This is a genomic window from Pseudomonas sp. FW306-02-D09B (assembly GCF_058782685.1).
In genome coordinates this window covers 121519-137639 of sequence record NZ_JBYSXY010000002.1, presented here as the reverse complement: position 1 = coordinate 137639, position 16121 = coordinate 121519, and the positions used below count along the sequence as shown (strand labels likewise).

At 59.0% G+C, this 16121-nt stretch carries 11 protein-coding genes and 3 pseudogenes; 10 read left to right on the top strand and 4 right to left on the bottom strand.

Going from position 1 to position 16121, the window contains the following annotated elements; genetic code table 11:
• Positions 1–125: 125 nt before the first annotated feature.
• On the top strand, positions 126–1928 hold the full coding sequence (locus tag AC3WK5_RS04940; protein WP_103320391.1) for an acyl-CoA dehydrogenase: 1803 nt from the start codon (positions 126–128) through the stop codon (positions 1926–1928).
• Positions 1929–2103: 175 nt separating this feature from the next.
• Positions 2104–2826 carry a hypothetical protein gene (locus AC3WK5_RS04935; RefSeq protein WP_103320393.1) on the top strand — a complete coding sequence of 241 codons (723 nt, stop codon included), beginning with the start codon at positions 2104–2106 and terminating at the stop codon, positions 2824–2826.
• A gap of 57 nt (positions 2827–2883) precedes the next feature.
• On the opposite strand, the gene AC3WK5_RS04930 is transcribed toward AC3WK5_RS04935, so the two are convergent.
• The 4 genes and pseudogenes from AC3WK5_RS04930 to AC3WK5_RS04915 all read right to left on the bottom strand — a co-directional run bounded on the left by AC3WK5_RS04930 (position 2884) and on the right by AC3WK5_RS04915 (position 5450).
• A complete protein-coding gene (locus AC3WK5_RS04930) occupies positions 2884–3615 on the bottom strand; it encodes a methyl-accepting chemotaxis protein (protein ID WP_371920869.1) in 732 nt (243 codons plus the stop codon).
• Between the two features lie 135 nt (positions 3616–3750).
• Positions 3751–4776 (bottom strand): annotated as a pseudogene (locus AC3WK5_RS04925) (HAMP domain-containing protein); the annotation flags it as partial.
• A 144-nt stretch (positions 4777–4920) separates the two neighbouring features.
• Positions 4921–5223 (bottom strand): cell division protein ZapA, encoded by a 303-nt coding sequence (locus AC3WK5_RS04920; RefSeq protein ID WP_054595286.1) that lies wholly within the window; start codon positions 5221–5223, stop codon positions 4921–4923.
• The gene (locus tag AC3WK5_RS04915) at positions 5220–5450 is read right to left on the bottom strand and encodes a hypothetical protein (protein ID WP_019691434.1); all 231 of its coding nucleotides are present in this window, start codon (positions 5448–5450) and stop codon (positions 5220–5222) included. Before AC3WK5_RS04915 ends, AC3WK5_RS04920 begins: the two co-directional genes overlap by 4 nt.
• A gap of 274 nt (positions 5451–5724) precedes the next feature.
• On the opposite strand from AC3WK5_RS04915, the pseudogene AC3WK5_RS04910 reads away from it, so the two are divergent.
• From AC3WK5_RS04910 to AC3WK5_RS04875, 8 genes and pseudogenes are all read left to right on the top strand, one after another.
• Positions 5725–6447 (top strand): annotated as a pseudogene (locus tag AC3WK5_RS04910) (MCP four helix bundle domain-containing protein); the annotation flags it as partial.
• Positions 6448–6477: 30 nt separating this feature from the next.
• Complete coding sequence (locus tag AC3WK5_RS04905) at positions 6478–7350, top strand: methyl-accepting chemotaxis protein (protein ID WP_371917727.1); 873 nt, start codon at positions 6478–6480, stop codon at positions 7348–7350.
• Between the two features lie 293 nt (positions 7351–7643).
• Positions 7644–9386 carry a potassium/proton antiporter gene (locus tag AC3WK5_RS04900; protein ID WP_103317206.1) on the top strand — a complete coding sequence of 581 codons (1743 nt, stop codon included), beginning with the start codon at positions 7644–7646 and terminating at the stop codon, positions 9384–9386.
• Positions 9387–9420: 34 nt separating this feature from the next.
• Positions 9421–12768: a mechanosensitive channel MscK gene (gene mscK, locus AC3WK5_RS04895; RefSeq protein ID WP_103317204.1), complete on the top strand. Its 3348-nt coding sequence runs from the start codon at positions 9421–9423 to the stop codon at positions 12766–12768.
• A 58-nt stretch (positions 12769–12826) separates the two neighbouring features.
• On the top strand, positions 12827–14290 hold the full coding sequence (selO, locus tag AC3WK5_RS04890) for a protein adenylyltransferase SelO (protein ID WP_103317202.1): 1464 nt from the start codon (positions 12827–12829) through the stop codon (positions 14288–14290).
• Between the two features lie 61 nt (positions 14291–14351).
• Positions 14352–14711 carry a DUF7716 domain-containing protein gene (locus tag AC3WK5_RS04885; protein ID WP_103317200.1) on the top strand — a complete coding sequence of 120 codons (360 nt, stop codon included), beginning with the start codon at positions 14352–14354 and terminating at the stop codon, positions 14709–14711.
• A gap of 335 nt (positions 14712–15046) precedes the next feature.
• On the top strand, positions 15047–15685 hold the full coding sequence (locus AC3WK5_RS04880; protein ID WP_146039820.1) for a hypothetical protein: 639 nt from the start codon (positions 15047–15049) through the stop codon (positions 15683–15685).
• Between the two features lie 25 nt (positions 15686–15710).
• A pseudogene (locus AC3WK5_RS04875) lies at positions 15711–15932 on the top strand (hypothetical protein); the annotation flags it as partial.
• Positions 15933–16121: the final 189 nt, after the last annotated feature.

Below are 16121 nucleotides of genomic sequence, written 5' to 3'. Positions count from 1 at the left end.
CCCACATTTGATTGACGGTGTCCGCTAAGCCGCCGCTCTGCCCCTCCATCACCCGCATCAATCATCCTGTTCAGCCCACCCTCCCCGCACCTAGACTCGGTCCATTCCAATATAGGTAGGCCGCCATGTCCGAGACGTTGCTCAGTTCCCGCAATCTGGCTTTCGAGCTGTATGAAGTCCTTGATGCCGAGGGCCTGACCCTGCGCGAGCGTTTCGCCGAGCACAATCGCGAGACGTTCGACGCCGCCATTGGTACGGCGCGCAGCCTTGCCGAGAAGTTCTTTGCCCCGCACAACCGCAAGGGTGACGAGCACGAACCGCGCTACGAAGACGGCAAGGCGATCCTGATTCCGGAAGTGAAACCTGCGGTGGATGCATTCCTCGAAGCCGGCTTTCTCAACGCCGCACGCAGTTTCGAGGCCGGCGGCATGCAGTTGCCGACGCTGCTGTCGCAAGCTTGCTTCGCGCACTTCCAGTCCGCCAACGCCGCGACGACCTCCTACCCGTTCCTGACCATGGGCGCGGCCAACCTGATTGAAAGCTTCGGCACCGATGAGCAGAAACGGCGCTTCCTGCAACCGATGATCGACGGCCGCTTCTTCGGCACCATGGCCCTGACCGAACCTCACGCCGGTTCCTCGCTGTCGGACATCCGCACTCGCGCCGAACCGGCCGCCGATGGCACATACCGACTCAAGGGCAACAAGATATTCATCTCCGGCGGCGACCACCCGCTGTCGGAAAACATCGTGCACATGGTGCTGGCCAAACTGCCGGATGCACCGGCCGGGGTGAAAGGCATTTCGCTGTTTATCGTGCCTAAATTCCTGGTCAACGATGACGGCAGCCTGGGCAAGCGCAACGACGTGCTGCTGGCCGGGCTGTTTCACAAGATGGGCTGGCGCGGCACCACCTCCACCGCGCTGAATTTCGGCGATAACGGCGAGTGTGTCGGCTACCTGGTGGGCAAGCCGCACCAAGGTCTGAGCTGCATGTTCCAGATGATGAACGAAGCGCGAATTGGCGTCGGCATGGGCGCGGTGATGCTCGGTTACGCCGGTTACCTGTACTCGCTGGAATACGCCCGCGAACGCCCGCAAGGTCGCCTGCCGGACAGCAAGGACCCGAACACTGCGCCGGTCTCGATCATTCAGCACGCCGACGTCAAACGCATGCTGCTGACCCAAAAGGCTTACGTCGAAGGCGCCTTCGACCTCGGTTTGTATGCCGCGCGACTGTTCGACGACACCACCACGCTGGCGACCGAAGCCGAGCGTAAACAGGCCCATGAATTGCTCGACCTGCTGACGCCGATCGTCAAATCCTGGCCATCGGAGTTCTGCTTGAAGGCCAACGAACTGGCGATCCAGATCCTTGGTGGCCACGGCTACACCCGCGAATACCCGGTAGAACAGTACTACCGCGACAACCGCCTGAACCCGATCCACGAAGGCACTCACGGCATTCAATCGCTGGACCTGCTGGGTCGCAAACTGGCGCAAAATGGTGGTGCCGGGCTCAAGCAGTTGATTCGACTGATCGCCAATACCGCCAAACGCGCCCATGCGTACGAATCATTAACGCCACTGCGTGAGCCGCTGGAAAAACTGGTGGCACGCCTGCAAACCGTGACCATCGGCCTGCTGACAGATCTGGGCCAAGGCAAGGTCAACAGCAGTCTGGCGAACTCGGCGCTGTATCTGAAAGTTTTTGGCCACACGGTGATCGGCTGGCGCTGGCTGGAACAGGCGATCCGCGCAGAAGAAGGGTTGGCCAAGGGCAATGCGGCGGATGTCGGCTTCTATAAAGGCAAGCTGCAAGCGGCGCGGTATTTCCTGACGTGGGAAGTGCCGGCTTGCCATCATGAACTGGCGATTCTTGAGGCGCGGGATGATGTTTGCCTGAACATGCAGGAAGAGTGGTTCTGATCCCTGACAGTAACTGAGCGGGTAGCCAACATCGTATGTCAGTACGCGCACACCTGTCATATATGACAGGTGTGCACGTTAAGGATGCAGGATAAGGTATTTTCGCGGGACATCCAGTTTGCCCGGCAAGTATGGACTCAAGGTCCACCTCTTACCTCTAAACGAGCGAATTACCATGAACAGCCAAACTTTCGAAGAGCGATCCATAAAGCTTTCAGGGCTTATAACAAAGGATTACTGCATCCTCGCATCGATCTCAAATACGCCGTTGCGAAACGGAACTGTCTGGACGAATGAAAACTCAACTCTTTCCACAGTGATCACCAAAAACCATAACCGGCTTTCTGATGAAGAAACGCAGATAAGCATTACATCAACTCCCGACAATGCTGAATCCAGTGTAAAAACATCAGCGACGGCGATGTTCGAAGTCACTTCGGCGGACGACCACTATCTAGGCACCCATCGTGTCACTTACAAAGAGTTTACGTACATCGGGCCCAATCAATGGAATGCAACGGTTTATGGCACCCCATTACGCAAGGAAACGCCAGAAATAAAAATAGACCCTTATGTAAAGCTCACTGACAATCAATTTTTCTTGTCGGCCAGGGTCAACGATACCGTGAAGGATCAAGGTAACGTACGAATCACTGAAAAGAGACACATAAAGACAGGTAACAACACTTACATCAATGAAATTATAACTCCGACCAAACGTTATAGTAACAATGTATCGATCACGCAAGACGACATGTTCAGAACGCTGGCTGCAGACGATATCTACATTGATGAACAAGCAGCAGAATGGCGAGTTAAGGTAAAGTGGGTTTTTTACTTGCTGACAATGGGCGGGGTCGATTTTTATGGGCGGGAGATCTTGTTGATAAAGGTGTAGTTGCGGTCTTGCAGACGCGCTCTTATCGGCGCGTCTGCAAGACCGAAACGATCAGGTTCAACTCAAGCGAAACCCACCCATCTGCCGCGCCAAATCATCCGCCAACCGCTGCAACGTCTGGCAATCCTCCCGACACGCCCTCACCTCACCCGCCGTAGCCCGCGCCAGATCGGAAATCCCCTGCACGTTGCGGTTGATCTCTTCAGTCACCACCGACTGTTCTTCGGTGGCCGTCGCCACTTGATGGTTCATGTCGCTGATGCGCTCGACCTGTCCGGTAATCGCGGTCAACGACGCCCCGGTGCGCTGGCTTGACTCGACGCCGGTACCGGTTGCCGCTTGCCCTGAGTGCATCGACGACACGGCATTCTCCGCACCCTGCTTGAGGCTGCCGATCATCTGCTGGATTTCATCGGTGGACGATTGCGTACGGCGTGCCAGTGTCCGCACTTCATCCGCCACCACTGCAAAGCCGCGGCCCATGTCTCCGGCCCGCGCGGCTTCAATGGCTGCGTTCAACGCCAGCAAGTTGGTCTGCTCGGAGATCCCGCGAATCACCGCCAGCACCTGATCAATGGACGCAACCTGCGTCGCCAGCTCGCCGACAGCACTGGCCGCAATACCGATTTCATCGGACATGCTTTCGATATGCCGAATGGAACCGCCGACCACTTCACGCGCCTGCAACGCTTCATCGCGGGCGGTTTGTGAGGCGACCGCCGCGTTGCCGGCGTTCTGTGCAATTTCCTGCACGGTGAGGCCCATCTCGTGCACGGCAGTGGCGACCATGTCGGTCATTTCCTGCTGCCGACCGGAACGCTCGGCAGTGTTCTCCACCACTCGCGCAACCTGCCCGACAGCGGTGCGCAAACGCTCGCTGGTGGCCAGCACTTCGCCGATCATGTTGCGTTGATTTTCAAGGAACCGGTTGAAGCCGCGAGCCAGATCACCCAGCTCATCGGCACGACTGGAATCTAACCTGTGGGTCAAATCGCCACCACCGCTACCAATCGCTACCAGTGCCGCTGTTACCTGCCGGATCGGCCGCACCAGGCCACGAGCCAGCAACACCACCAATAACAGGCACACCAGCGCAACGCCCAGACCGATGGCGCTGGTCAACCACATCGCCTGTCGGGCCTCGGCGTAAATTTGCGATTGCGGCACTTCGGCCACCAGCGTCCAGCCCAGATCGCGTAATGGCAGGCTCAGGGCCAGGTAGTCTTCGCCATCACGCACAAAGCCGCTGCTGGTCGGGCCTTGATGGCCCATCACCGCTTGCGCAGCCGAGTCGCCGATCTGTTCGGCTAGCTGGCGCTTGTTGCTGAGCCCGGCCTCGGGATGGACCTGGATCAACCCGTCGGAACGCACCAGATAGACCTTCCCGCGCTCGCCGAAGCTGAAGTTGTGAATCAGCTCCGAGAGTTCCTTCATGCTCAGGCCCAGCCCGGCAACACCCACGACTTTGCCGCCCTGCGAGACCTTGAGGTCAATGAACAAGGCCAATTCGCCGGTCGCCGTATCGTTGTCGATATTGAGGGTGCGCGGCTGGTTGCCGTCGAGGAAGGCGTAGAACCAGGCGTCTGCGGGATTGGATCGACTGAGGGTCCGATCAAGCCCTTTTTCGGTGAAGTAGTGGCCCGACGCAGTGCCAGCGATCAGCGCGGTAAAAGCTTTATGCTCGGCGCGGATACCTTCCAGGTAGCTGACGAAGCCGCTGGCCCGGTCGGCGTTTTCTCCTTCGGCCAACCACTCGCGCACCATGCTGTTGCTGGCGATGTCCTTGGCCGCGGTGAGCGGCTGGACCAGAATCCGCTCGATGTCGTTGCGCATCGCTTCGATGCTCGACGGCAGCGCTTGCTCGACCAGATAGCGCTGGGCAAGGCGGTTGACCACCAGGGTATAAATGCCGACCACGATCAGAATACTGACCAGCAGGGCGGTGCCCATACTCAGGATCAACTGCCATTGAATACTGCGTCGCCAGAACTGCATGAAGCACCCCCAAAGAGTAAGAGGCAAAACTACTGCAACAGCTGTGCCGATTGTATACAACTCAATCGACAATCTACTCTTTGGTTGTGCGCAAGCTGATCAAGCCTGATTGATCGTCTTCGAAATCACTTCAACCGTGGCGCTGACTTGCTCTTGGTAACGGTCGAGTTCCCGCTGATGACGTTTCTGCATTTCGAGCTGCTGCGAGCACAGGTTCATTGCCGTCAGCACCAGCAGTTTGTCCCCGATCAGAGTCGGGTATTTCTTTTTGGTCTCGGCCAACACCGCTTTCAACATTAATGCGGCGTCCAGCAGGGTCTGCTCTTCCCCGGCCGGTGCCTTGATCGAATAGTCTTCCCCGAGAATCGAGACGACTTTTATCCCGTCGGCACCGTGTCTCATGCGTTCACAGGACCTGCGCTCACGCGCTCAACCAGCGCTTGAATGCGCGCGACGGTGGCGCCCTGTTTCTCTTCCTGTTCCATCAGGCTCAGTTGCAGGCTTTCGTTTTCATCCTTGGCCTGGGCCAGTTCTGCGCTCAGTGTTGCGTTCGTGCCGAGCAGCTCCTGGTTCTGCTGCACCAGATCGCTGACCAGTTGTTCCAATTGGCTTAGGGATGCTTCCAACATTTTGATTTTCCGAGCATTTTCAAAGGGCGCGTACGATAAAGAAAAGTCACCACTGGCGCCAGGGTTATTCAGGCGTAAAGCCTTGATTTGCCTGGCGGCAACCTTGCTTGCGAGTTTTAAAGACTGCGTTTGTCCGCTCTGGTTCCTGACAGCTCGTCAGTACGACCGATCTGCGGCAAAAGCGCACAGCGGCTCAAGACTTTAGTCGTATGACCGATAAGTCATACATACCTCGTCTCAGACTCGTGCCAATGCGCGCTTTACGGTGAACACCATGTCCCTTCGCAATATGAATATCGCCCCCAGGGCGTTCACAGGCTTCACCCTGATTGGCGCACTGATGTTGATTCTGGGTGTGTTCGCCCTGAACCAGATGAGCAAGATTCGCGCTGCCGGCGAAGACATCGTTCAGAACAGCGTGCCGAGCATCAAGGCCCTGGACGAGTTCACTCAAATCGGCCTGCGCCAGCGCACTCTGGCCTATCGCCTGCTGGTCAACCGCGAACCGGATATCCAGCAAAAAAACTTGGAGTTGCTCGACACCCGCAGCCAGCAGATCCGTTCGGCACAAACCGCCTATGAAAAACTGATCAGCAGCCCTCTGGAACGCACGACCTACGACCAGTACGTGCAATTGCTGGCTCAGTATCGCCAGATTGAAGACCGGATGAAGACGCTGTCGCGTAATAACCAACTCGACGAACTGCGCACGCTTCTGAATACCGAATTGCTGACCAACTCCGATGCGATTAACACCACTCTGAACCGCCTGGTGGAGATCAACAACGATCAAGCCGCCGACTTCAACCAGAAAGCCGCCGACCAATATTCCTCCGCCTTCAATCTGGTAGTGACCCTGCTGGTGATCGCCACGGGTTTGACCCTGCTGTTTGCCTGGCTGCTGACCAACAGCATCACGCAGCCCATCGCCAAGGCACTGAGCGCTGCTGAAGAAATCGCCGAGGGCAATCTGACCCGACCGATCATCGTCGACGGTAGCGACGAAGCTGGCCGCTTGTTGCAGGCCATGTTGAAGATGCAGGAAAAACTGCGCGACACCCTGCAGCGGATCTCGGGTTCGGCGACTCAGTTGGCCTCCGCCGCCGAAGAGCTGAACAGCGTCACCGACGAAAGCGCCCGCGGCCTGACTCAGCAGAACAACGAAATCGAGCAAGCCGCAACGGCCGTCAACGAAATGACCAGCGCCGTGGAAGAAGTTGCGCGCAACGCAGTGAGCACCTCCGAAGCCTCGAAAAACGCCACCACTTCTGCCGGTGACGGCCGTGACTTGGTGCAGGAAACCGTCAGTGCCATCGAACGCATGAGCGCCGATGTACAGAGCACTGCCACCCTGATCGGCGATCTGGCCAACGAGTCGCGCGACATCGGCAAGGTGCTGGACGTGATTCGCGGCCTGGCTGACCAGACCAACCTGCTGGCGCTGAACGCCGCCATCGAGGCTGCGCGTGCCGGCGAAGCCGGTCGCGGTTTTGCGGTGGTGGCCGACGAAGTTCGCGCCCTGGCGCATCGCACGCAGCAATCGACCAGCGAAATCGAACGCATGATCGGCAGCATCCAGAGCGGTACCGAACACGCCGTTGATTCGATGCGCAACAGCACCGAACGCGCTGAATCGACCCTGAACATCGCCCGTGGTGCCGGCCTGTCGCTGGACACCATCAACAGCGCCATCGTCGAAATCAACGAGCGCAACCTGGTGATCGCCAGCGCCGCCGAAGAGCAGGCCCAAGTGGCCCGTGAAGTCGACCGCAACCTGGTGAACATCCGCGACCTGTCGGTGCAGTCGGCCACTGGCGCCAACCAGACCAGCGCCGCCAGCAACGAGCTGTCGCGCCTGGCGCTGGACCTGAACAATATGGTTGGGCGGTTTAGCCTTTAACGGCGACTGCTATCCTGTGGCGAGGGGGCTTGCCCCCGTTGGGTCGCGCAGCGGCCCCAAAGCAGCCGCTGTGGTCGTTCAGACACAACTCAAACGCAGATTTGACGCCTGCTACGCAGCCGAACGGGGGCAAGCCCCCTCGCCACAATGACCTCACTCGGCTCAGATAGGGAAACGATCAGTTCCTTCGTCAAAAGCTTTTTGACAGCATCACATTTCAACAGGTTAGAATCGCTGGCACGCAGACTGCATGGTCAGTTTGCGCCCGCCTTTAGCTTTCTGGAGTACTGCCATTGAATGCGACGACCATCAACAGCCTGTTCTTGATCGGCGCGTTGCTGGTAGGTGCGAGCATTCTGGTGAGCTCACTTTCGTCCCGCCTCGGGATCCCGATTCTGGTAATCATCCTGGCCGTGGGCATGGCTGCCGGCGTCGACGGCGGCGGCATCATCTTCGATAACTACCCCACCGCTTATCTGGTCGGCAACCTCGCACTGGCCGTGATCCTGCTCGACGGCGGGTTGCGCACCCGGGTCGCGAGTTTCCGCGTGGCATTGTGGCCGGCGTTGTCGCTGGCCACCGTCGGGGTGCTGATCACCACCGTGCTGACCGGCATGGCCGCCGCCTGGTTGTTCAACCTGAACCTGATCCAGGGCCTGCTGATCGGTGCCATTGTCGGCTCCACCGACGCCGCGGCGGTGTTCTCGCTGCTGGGTGGCAAAGGCCTGAACGAGCGGGTGACCGCCAGCCTGGAAATCGAATCCGGCAGCAACGACCCGATGGCGGTGTTTCTCACCGTCACCCTGATCGACATGCTCGCCAGCGGCCAGACAGGTCTGCACTGGAGCCTGCTCGGGCACCTGGTCCGCGAGTTCGGTATCGGCGCAATCATCGGTCTGAGCGGCGGTTGGCTGATGCTGCAAATGGTCAATCGAATCCACCTGGCTGCCGGCCTGTACCCGATTCTGGTGATCGCTGGCGGTCTGGTGGTGTTCGCCCTGACCAACGCCTTGCACGGCAGTGGCTTTCTTGCGGTGTACCTGTGCGGCCTGGTGATCGGCAACCGTCCGGTGCGCAGCCGCCACGGCATTCTGCACATGCTCGACGGCATGGCCTGGCTGGCACAAATTGGTATGTTCCTGGTGCTGGGGCTGCTGGTGACACCTCACGACTTGCTGCCCATCGCCCTGCCCGCCCTCGGCCTGGCGCTGTGGATGATTCTGTTTGCGCGCCCGCTGTCGGTGCTGGTCGGCCTGCTGCCGTTCAAGGCTTTCCATGGGCGCGAAAAGGCCTTTATCTCCTGGGTTGGCCTGCGCGGTGCGGTACCGATCATTCTGGCGGTGTTCCCGTTGATGGCCGGGCTGCCGAATGCCCAGCTGTATTTCAACCTCGCGTTCTTTATCGTGCTGGTTTCGCTGCTGGTGCAGGGCACCAGCCTGCCGTGGGTCGCCAAGCTGCTGAAGGTGACTGTCCCGCCTGAACCCGCGCCGATCTCCCGGGCCGCCCTCGAAGTGCATGTCACCAGCGAGTGGGAGTTGTTCGTTTATCGCCTTGGCGCGGAAAAATGGTGCATCGGCGCCGCCCTTCGCGAGCTGAAAATGCCCGAGGGCACGCGTATCGCGGCGCTGTTTCGCGGCCAGCAACTGCTCCATCCGTCGGGTAGTACGGTGCTCGAAGTCGGCGATTTGCTCTGTGTTATCGGCCATGAACACAACCTGCCGGCCCTCGGAAAACTCTTCAGCCAGGCACCCCAACGAGGTCTCGATTTGCGCTTCTTCGGCGACTTCGTTCTGGAAGGCGACGCCCAGCTGGGCGCGGTTTCAGCGCTGTACGGGCTGCAACTCGAAGGGGTCGATCCGGACATGCCGCTGGGTCGTTTCATCACCCAGAAAGTCGGCGGTGCCCCGGTGGTCGGCGACCAGGTGGAATGGAATAACACCATTTGGACCGTCGCGGTCATGGACGGGAACAAGATCGCCAAAGTGGGCGTCAGATTTCCCGAAGGAAGTCGCCCGGGCCCCGGATTGTTCCTCTAAACTCCTTTTTTCGTTACGTTTTCGATCGGTCTCTATGCCAACTTTGCGCACATTTTTAGCTATTGCCCTGCTAGGGCTGAGTCTCTCCGTCGGCACCCTGCAAGCGGCCGAACCACCGTCCGCCGAGTCTGTCCAGAAGAGCCTGGACAAGATCGCCGAGCGCAAGCTGCCCGAGGCCGATCAAAAAGCCCTGCAACTGGTGCTGCAACAGACGCTGACCCAACTGTCCAATCGGGACGATTATGAGAAGCGCCTGGAAAACCTCAAGCAGCAACTGAGCACGGCACCCAAGCAGAACATCGAAAACCAGCGTGAGCTGGAGCGCCTCAAGGCCAGCAAAGCCGTACCGGTAGAGCAACGTTACGCCAACCTGTCGGTGCCACAACTCGAGCAGATGCTGACTGAACGCAGCACCCAGCAAAGCGATCTGCAAAAAGCCCTGGCCGATGCCAACAGCCTGATCATCACCGCCCAGACCCGCCCCGAGCGCGCCCAGGCCGAGATCAGCACCAGCCAGACACGCATCCTGCAAATCAACAGCATCCTCAAGCTGGGCAGAGACAACGGCAAAGCCCTGACGAATGAACAACGCGACACCCTCAACGCCGAGCTGGCAGCGTTGAATGCGCTGATCCCGCTGCGTCGTCAGGAACTGGCTGGCAACAGTCAACTGCAGGACCTGGGCAGCAGCCAACATGACTTGCTGCTGGAAAAAACCGCACGGATGGAGCGGGAGATCCAGGACCTGCAAACCCTGATCAACCAAAAGCGCCTGGCCCAGTCTCAACAGACGGTGACCCAACAATCGATCGAAGCGCAAAAGGCTGGCGGCAGCAATCTGCTGGCCACCGAAAGCGCCGCCAATCTCAAGCTCTCCGACTACCTGCTCAAAAGCACCGACCGTCTCAACGAACTGACCCAGCAGAACCTGCAGACCAAGCAACAACTCGACAGCGTGACCCAAAGCGACGCCGCGCTGGACGAGCAGATCAGCGTGCTCAAGGGCAGTCTGTTGCTGTCCAAGATCCTCTACAAACAAAAGCAGGCCTTGCCCCGCCTCAAGCTTGATCGGGACCTGGCCAATGACATCGCCGACATTCGCCTGTACCAGTTCGAGGTCAATCAACAACGCGAACTGATCAGCACGCCCGGCGCCTATGTGGATAACTTGCTGGCGAGCCAGCCGCCCGATCAGGTCACCCCGCAACTGCGCAAGAACCTGTTGGACCTGGCTGTCACCCGCGCCGACCTGCTGGAGCGCCTGAGCCGCGAACTGAGTGCGCTGCTCAACGAATCCATCACCCTGCAACTGAACCAGAAACAACTGCTCACTACCGCTCAGAACCTGCGCGCGACCCTCGACGAACAGATGTTCTGGATTCCCAGCAACAAGCCGCTGGATTTCGAATGGATGCGCGGCGTGCCGGACCGCCTGGAGAAACAGGTCGTCACTCTGCCGTGGGCTTCGAGCCTGAGCGAGCTGGCCGACGGCCTGACCCAGCGACCACTGCTGTTTCTGCCGCTGGTGCTGCTGATCGGCTTCCTGGTCTGGCGGCGCAAGTACCTCTATGCGCGACTGAACAAGGTGCACCAGGACATCGGTCACTTCAAACGTGACAGTCAATGGCACACACCACAGGCGATCCTGATCAACGTGCTGCTGGCAATGCCGGTGTCCCTGGCCCTGGCCCTGTGCGGTTTCGCCTTGCAGATCGACGCCCGCGGGCAAAACGCCAACCTCGGCGCCGCCCTGTTGCAAATTGCCCAGGCGTGGCTGCTGTTCTATACCGCGTACCGGATACTTGCGCCGGGTGGCGTGGCAGAACTGCACTTTCGCTGGGAAAGACCGCAGGTGGAATTCCTCCGCGGCTGGATCCGTCGTCTTGGCCTGGTGGTACTGGCGCTGGTCGCCGTGGTGGCGGTGGCCGAATTACAACCGGCGGCCCTGACGGACGACGTAATCGGCATCGCCGTGGTGCTGACCTGCTACGCCTTGATGGCCTGGCTGCTCAGCCGCCTGCTGATCAACAGTCCGACCCATAACAGCGCCTCCCTGTTTCGCAAAGCTGTCGGCGTTCTATTCACTGTGCTGCCGATCGCCTTGTTTATCGCCGTGTGCTTTGGCTACTTCTACACCGCACTGAAACTCAGCGACCGGTTGATCAACACCCTGTACCTGCTGATGTTCTGGCTGATCATTGAAGCCACCTTTGTGCGCGGTCTGGCCGTCGCGGCACGGCGCCTGGCCTACCAGCGCGCCCTGACCAAACGCCAGGCCGCCAAAGAAGCCGGCGACGGTGAAGCGGTCGTCGAAGAACCGACACTGGACATCGAGAAAGTCAACGAACAGTCCCTGCGCCTGATCCGCCTGGCCTTGCTCGGCGGCTTCATCGCTGCATTGTATTGGGTCTGGAAAGACCTGATCTCGGTGTTCTCGTACCTCGACAACATCACGTTGTACGAATACACCAGCGGTGTCGGCGCCAACATGAGCATGGTGCCGATCAGCATCGGCGACATGCTCGGGGCGTTGATCATCATCGGTATTACCGTAGCCCTGGCGCGAAACCTGCCGGGGTTGCTCGAGGTGCTGGTGCTGTCCAAGCTCGATCTGGCCCAGGGCAGTGCCTACGCCACGACCACCCTGCTGACCTATGTGATTGCCGGTGTGGGTTTCGTTTCCACCCTGTCGACCCTCGGCGTGAGCTGGGACAAACTGCAATGGCTGGTGGCCGCGCTCTCGGTCGGCCTGGGTTTCGGTATGCAGGAGATTTTCGCCAACTTCATCTCCGGGATCATGATCCTGTTCGAACGCCCGGTGCGGATCGGCGACACGATCACCATCGGCAACCTGTCAGGCACGGTGAGCAAAATTCGCATCCGCGCCACCACCATCACCGACTTCGACCGCAAGGACATCATTGTCCCGAACAAGACGTTCATCACCGGGCAACTGATCAACTGGTCGCTGACCGACACCGTGACCCGGGTCACCCTCAAGCTGGGCGTCGGCTACGATTCGGATCTGGAGCTGGTACGTACCCTGCTGCTCAGAGCGGCCATGGAAAACCCGCGCGTGCTGAAGGACCCTGCGCCCTCGGTGTACTTCCTGAACTTTGGTGAAAGCACCCTGGATCACGAGCTGCGTATTCACGTGCGCGACCTCGGCGACCGTAACCCGGCACTCGATGAAATCAACCGGTTCATCAACAGCGAGTTCAAGAAGCACGACATCAACATCGCTTTCCGTCAGGTGGATATCCATCTGAAAAACCTGACAGGCCAGGAACAGCTGTTGCTGACCAGCGATGCGGTCAAACCTGCCAAGTCTCCCAATGCAGGCAAGACCCCACCCGAGCCGCCGTCAGTGCATCTCGACTGACTGGACGCCATGCGCCATTCCCCAGCAGAATGCTCGGACATTCTGCTGGAGATGGCCGTTGAAAGCCCTCGACGAACTGACCTTCGATAACCGCTTTGCCCGCTTGGGCGACGCGCTCTCAACTCATGTACTGCCTGAGCCCATCGGCGAACCACGACTGGTGGTTGCCAGCCCGGCGGCCATGGCCCTGCTCGACCTCGACCCGAGTGTTGCCGAAACGCCGGTGTTCGCCGAACTGTTCGGTGGTCACAAGCTGTGGGCAGAAGCCGAGCCGCGGGCGATGGTCTATTCCGGGCACCAGTTTGGTTCCTACAACCCACAATTGGGCGATGGTCGCGGGCTGCTGCTGGGCGAGGTCTACAACGAGGCCGGCGAACACTGGGACTTGCACCTCAAGGGTGCCGGGCAAACGCCGTACTCGCGCATGGGCGACGGCCGGGCGGTGCTGCGTTCATCGATTCGTGAGTTCCTGGCGTCTGAAGCGTTGCACGCACTGGGCATCCCGACCACCCGCGCACTGTGCGTCATTGGTTCGAACACCCCGGTCTGGCGCGAGAAACAGGAACGCGCGGCCATGGTCCTGCGCCTGGCAGCGAGCCATGTGCGCTTCGGGCATTTCGAATATTTCTACTACACCAAACGGCCCGAACAGCAGAAAGCCCTCGGCGAACACGTGTTGGCGATGCATTTCCCCGAGTGCCTGGAACAGCCGGAACCGTACCTGGCGATGTTCCGCGAAGTCGTCGAGCGCAACGCCGAGCTGATCGCCAAATGGCAGGCCTATGGCTTCTGCCACGGGGTGATGAACACCGACAATATGTCGATCCTCGGCGTCACCTTCGACTTCGGTCCGTTTGCCTTCCTCGACGATTTTGACGCCAACTTCATCTGTAACCATTCCGATGATCAGGGTCGCTACTCGTTCAGCAATCAGGTGCCGATCGGCCAATGGAACCTCAGCGCGCTGGCCCAGGCCCTGACACCGTTCATCAGCGTCGAAGCCCTGCGCGAAACCCTCGGCCTGTACTTCCCGCTGTATCAGGCTCATTACCTGGACCTGATGCGCCGTCGACTCGGCTTGACCACTGGCGAAGAAGACGACCAGCAACTGGTCGAAAACCTGCTGCAACTGATGCAAAACAGCAGCGTCGACTACAGCCTGTTTTTCCGCCGTCTGGGCGATCAAGCCGCCGAGCTTGCCGTCGCCCGCTTGCGCGACGACTTCGTCGACATCAAGGGCTTCGATGCCTGGGCCGAGCGCTACTGCGCACGCGTCGCCCGCGACGGCAACAGCGATCAAGCACAGCGCCGCGCCCGCATGCACGCGGTCAATCCGCTCTACATCCTGCGCAATTACCTGGCGCAGAAAGCCATCGATGCGGCGGAGAGTGGCGACTATGCCGAGGTCCGCCGTCTGCACGCGGTACTGAGCAAACCGTTCGAGGAACAACCCGGGATGGAAAGTTATGCAGAGCGGCCGCCGGAGTGGGGCAAGCATTTGGAAATCAGTTGTTCGTCTTGAAACCCGTCAAGTACCGACCGGCCAGTTAAATGTTTACTCGAAAAATGAACAGGGACGTTCCATGCATTACCAACAGCATCTCAGCATCGGAGAACTGATCGGGCTTCTCAGACAACAGGAAAAAACCCTGCATTTCTGTGTCTATGGCACTCAGGATTCCAGCACCATCACCTTGCAAACCGTGTGCGTGATCGAAGCCTTTCCGCAAATCACCGACAACGACGAAGAAATCTATCCGGACTTTGTCATCCGCCAGGGTCTTGAGTTCTGGTTCAGTGACGACTTGCTCGAAGATGTGGTGATGAGTGCACTGCAGCACAAACCCTCGGTAACAGACGTCGAGTTGCTCAAGGCGATCAGGTATTACGCCGAGCACGATTGCTTCATGAGTTTTTACTGCCCCCCTCCTGCCACCCCGTAACAACACGCGACAAGGACGTTCCCGTGCAAGGATTGTTGTCTATCGGCATCATGCTGCTCCAAGTGCTGTCACTGGCGATTTTCATTGGCAGCATTTGGGCGTATCGCTTCAAATTCAAGTGGTTTCGTGGCTTACGCCAGTGGCGGGCTATGCATTGCTTACGGCATCAACATGTTACGGCGGATTCGCCAACGTCGGCCTCATGCCGAAGACGCTCAAACGCCCATTGCTGCAACGATGCCCCTTTCTAACCAAGACGAGGTATCGGAGTGATGAGCAATGGCGGCAAAAACGACTTCCTTGCACAAGAATCGGACTCGACTGAGCCCGCGCTCATGAGCTGGTCGATCAACGTTCAAACACGGCCGACCGGTGCATGGGATATCACGATGGCGTTGTTGGTGCTGTTCGGAGTCATCTCCCTGACATACGGCCTCTATGAAGAGCACTTCAGCGCACCCGGCGGTGAGGCAAAGTCCGTGCTGTTCAGCACTGGCTTTGGCGCGGCCTGGCTGTTCATCACCGGTTACCTGTGGACCATGGTGGTTCACCGCAAAATCACCTATCACTACAGCATCCACACCGGTAATGGTTGGTGCCTGCAGCATTTGGCCGTCCCGAACCATGCAGGCCGGATCCTTGAACTGCTGCAGATCGGCGTCCCTCTACTGAGTTTTGTTCTGATACTCGACAACCCGCCACTGACCTGGTTGCTCGCACTGCCCGTCGCAGTGACCCTGATAGGTCCACGCTCTTGGTTGGGATTGGACCTCAACACGCGCTCGAAAATCTCGGCACCCTGGAGCACCTGTCAACGCGTGCTAATCGACCGCCAAAATAACCGGGTTATCGCCTATCAGGCTGACCGCAATGACATGTTCGAGGTTTATCTGCCAGAACACCTGCTGGAGAGCTACCTGAAGACACTGAGTTCGTTACTGCCAAGCAATGCCCTGTTCGAGCAGGCTCACTAACTCCGCGCGCGATCCTGACAGCGCCACTGGCGAAGAAGACGACCAGCAACTGGTCGAAAACCTGCTGCAACTGATGCAAAACAGCAGCGTCGACTACAGCCCGTTTTACCGCCGTTTGGGCGATCAAGCCGCCGAACTTGCCGTCGCCCGCTTGCGCGACGACTTCGTCGACATCAAGGGTTTCGATGCCTGGGCCGAGCGCCCGCCTGAGTGGGGCAAGCATCTGGAGATCAGCTGTTCGTCTTGAGGGCGGTCAGATAAAGGTTTCTATCGCCGTTCTAAAGCCGGCACTACAGGCAGTCACATGGCCATGATGCGCAAGAACTTGCGCAGCATGCCTGTGGATAACCAGCTTTTGATCAGACTCGCAGCATCGCCTGTATGGCTTTCGAGGCACTGCGCAAGTTCTTGCGCTGTGGTGCGCAAGAACTTGCGC

Coding starts and splice junctions, on each gene's coding strand:
- AC3WK5_RS04940 (WP_103320391.1), top strand. CDS start 126: ATGTCCGAGACGTTGCTCAGTTCCCGCAATCTGGCTTTCGAGCTGTAT.
- AC3WK5_RS04935 (WP_103320393.1), top strand. CDS start 2,104: ATGAACAGCCAAACTTTCGAAGAGCGATCCATAAAGCTTTCAGGGCTT.
- AC3WK5_RS04930 (WP_371920869.1), bottom strand. CDS start 3,615: ATGGTCGCCACTGCCGTGCACGAGATGGGCCTCACCGTGCAGGAAATT.
- AC3WK5_RS04920 (WP_054595286.1), bottom strand. CDS start 5,223: ATGAGACACGGTGCCGACGGGATAAAAGTCGTCTCGATTCTCGGGGAA.
- AC3WK5_RS04915 (WP_019691434.1), bottom strand. CDS start 5,450: ATGTTGGAAGCATCCCTAAGCCAATTGGAACAACTGGTCAGCGATCTG.
- AC3WK5_RS04905 (WP_371917727.1), top strand. CDS start 6,478: ATGTTGAAGATGCAGGAAAAACTGCGCGACACCCTGCAGCGGATCTCG.
- mscK (WP_103317204.1), top strand. CDS start 9,421: ATGCCAACTTTGCGCACATTTTTAGCTATTGCCCTGCTAGGGCTGAGT.
- AC3WK5_RS04885 (WP_103317200.1), top strand. CDS start 14,352: ATGCATTACCAACAGCATCTCAGCATCGGAGAACTGATCGGGCTTCTC.
- AC3WK5_RS04880 (WP_146039820.1), top strand. CDS start 15,047: ATGAGCTGGTCGATCAACGTTCAAACACGGCCGACCGGTGCATGGGAT.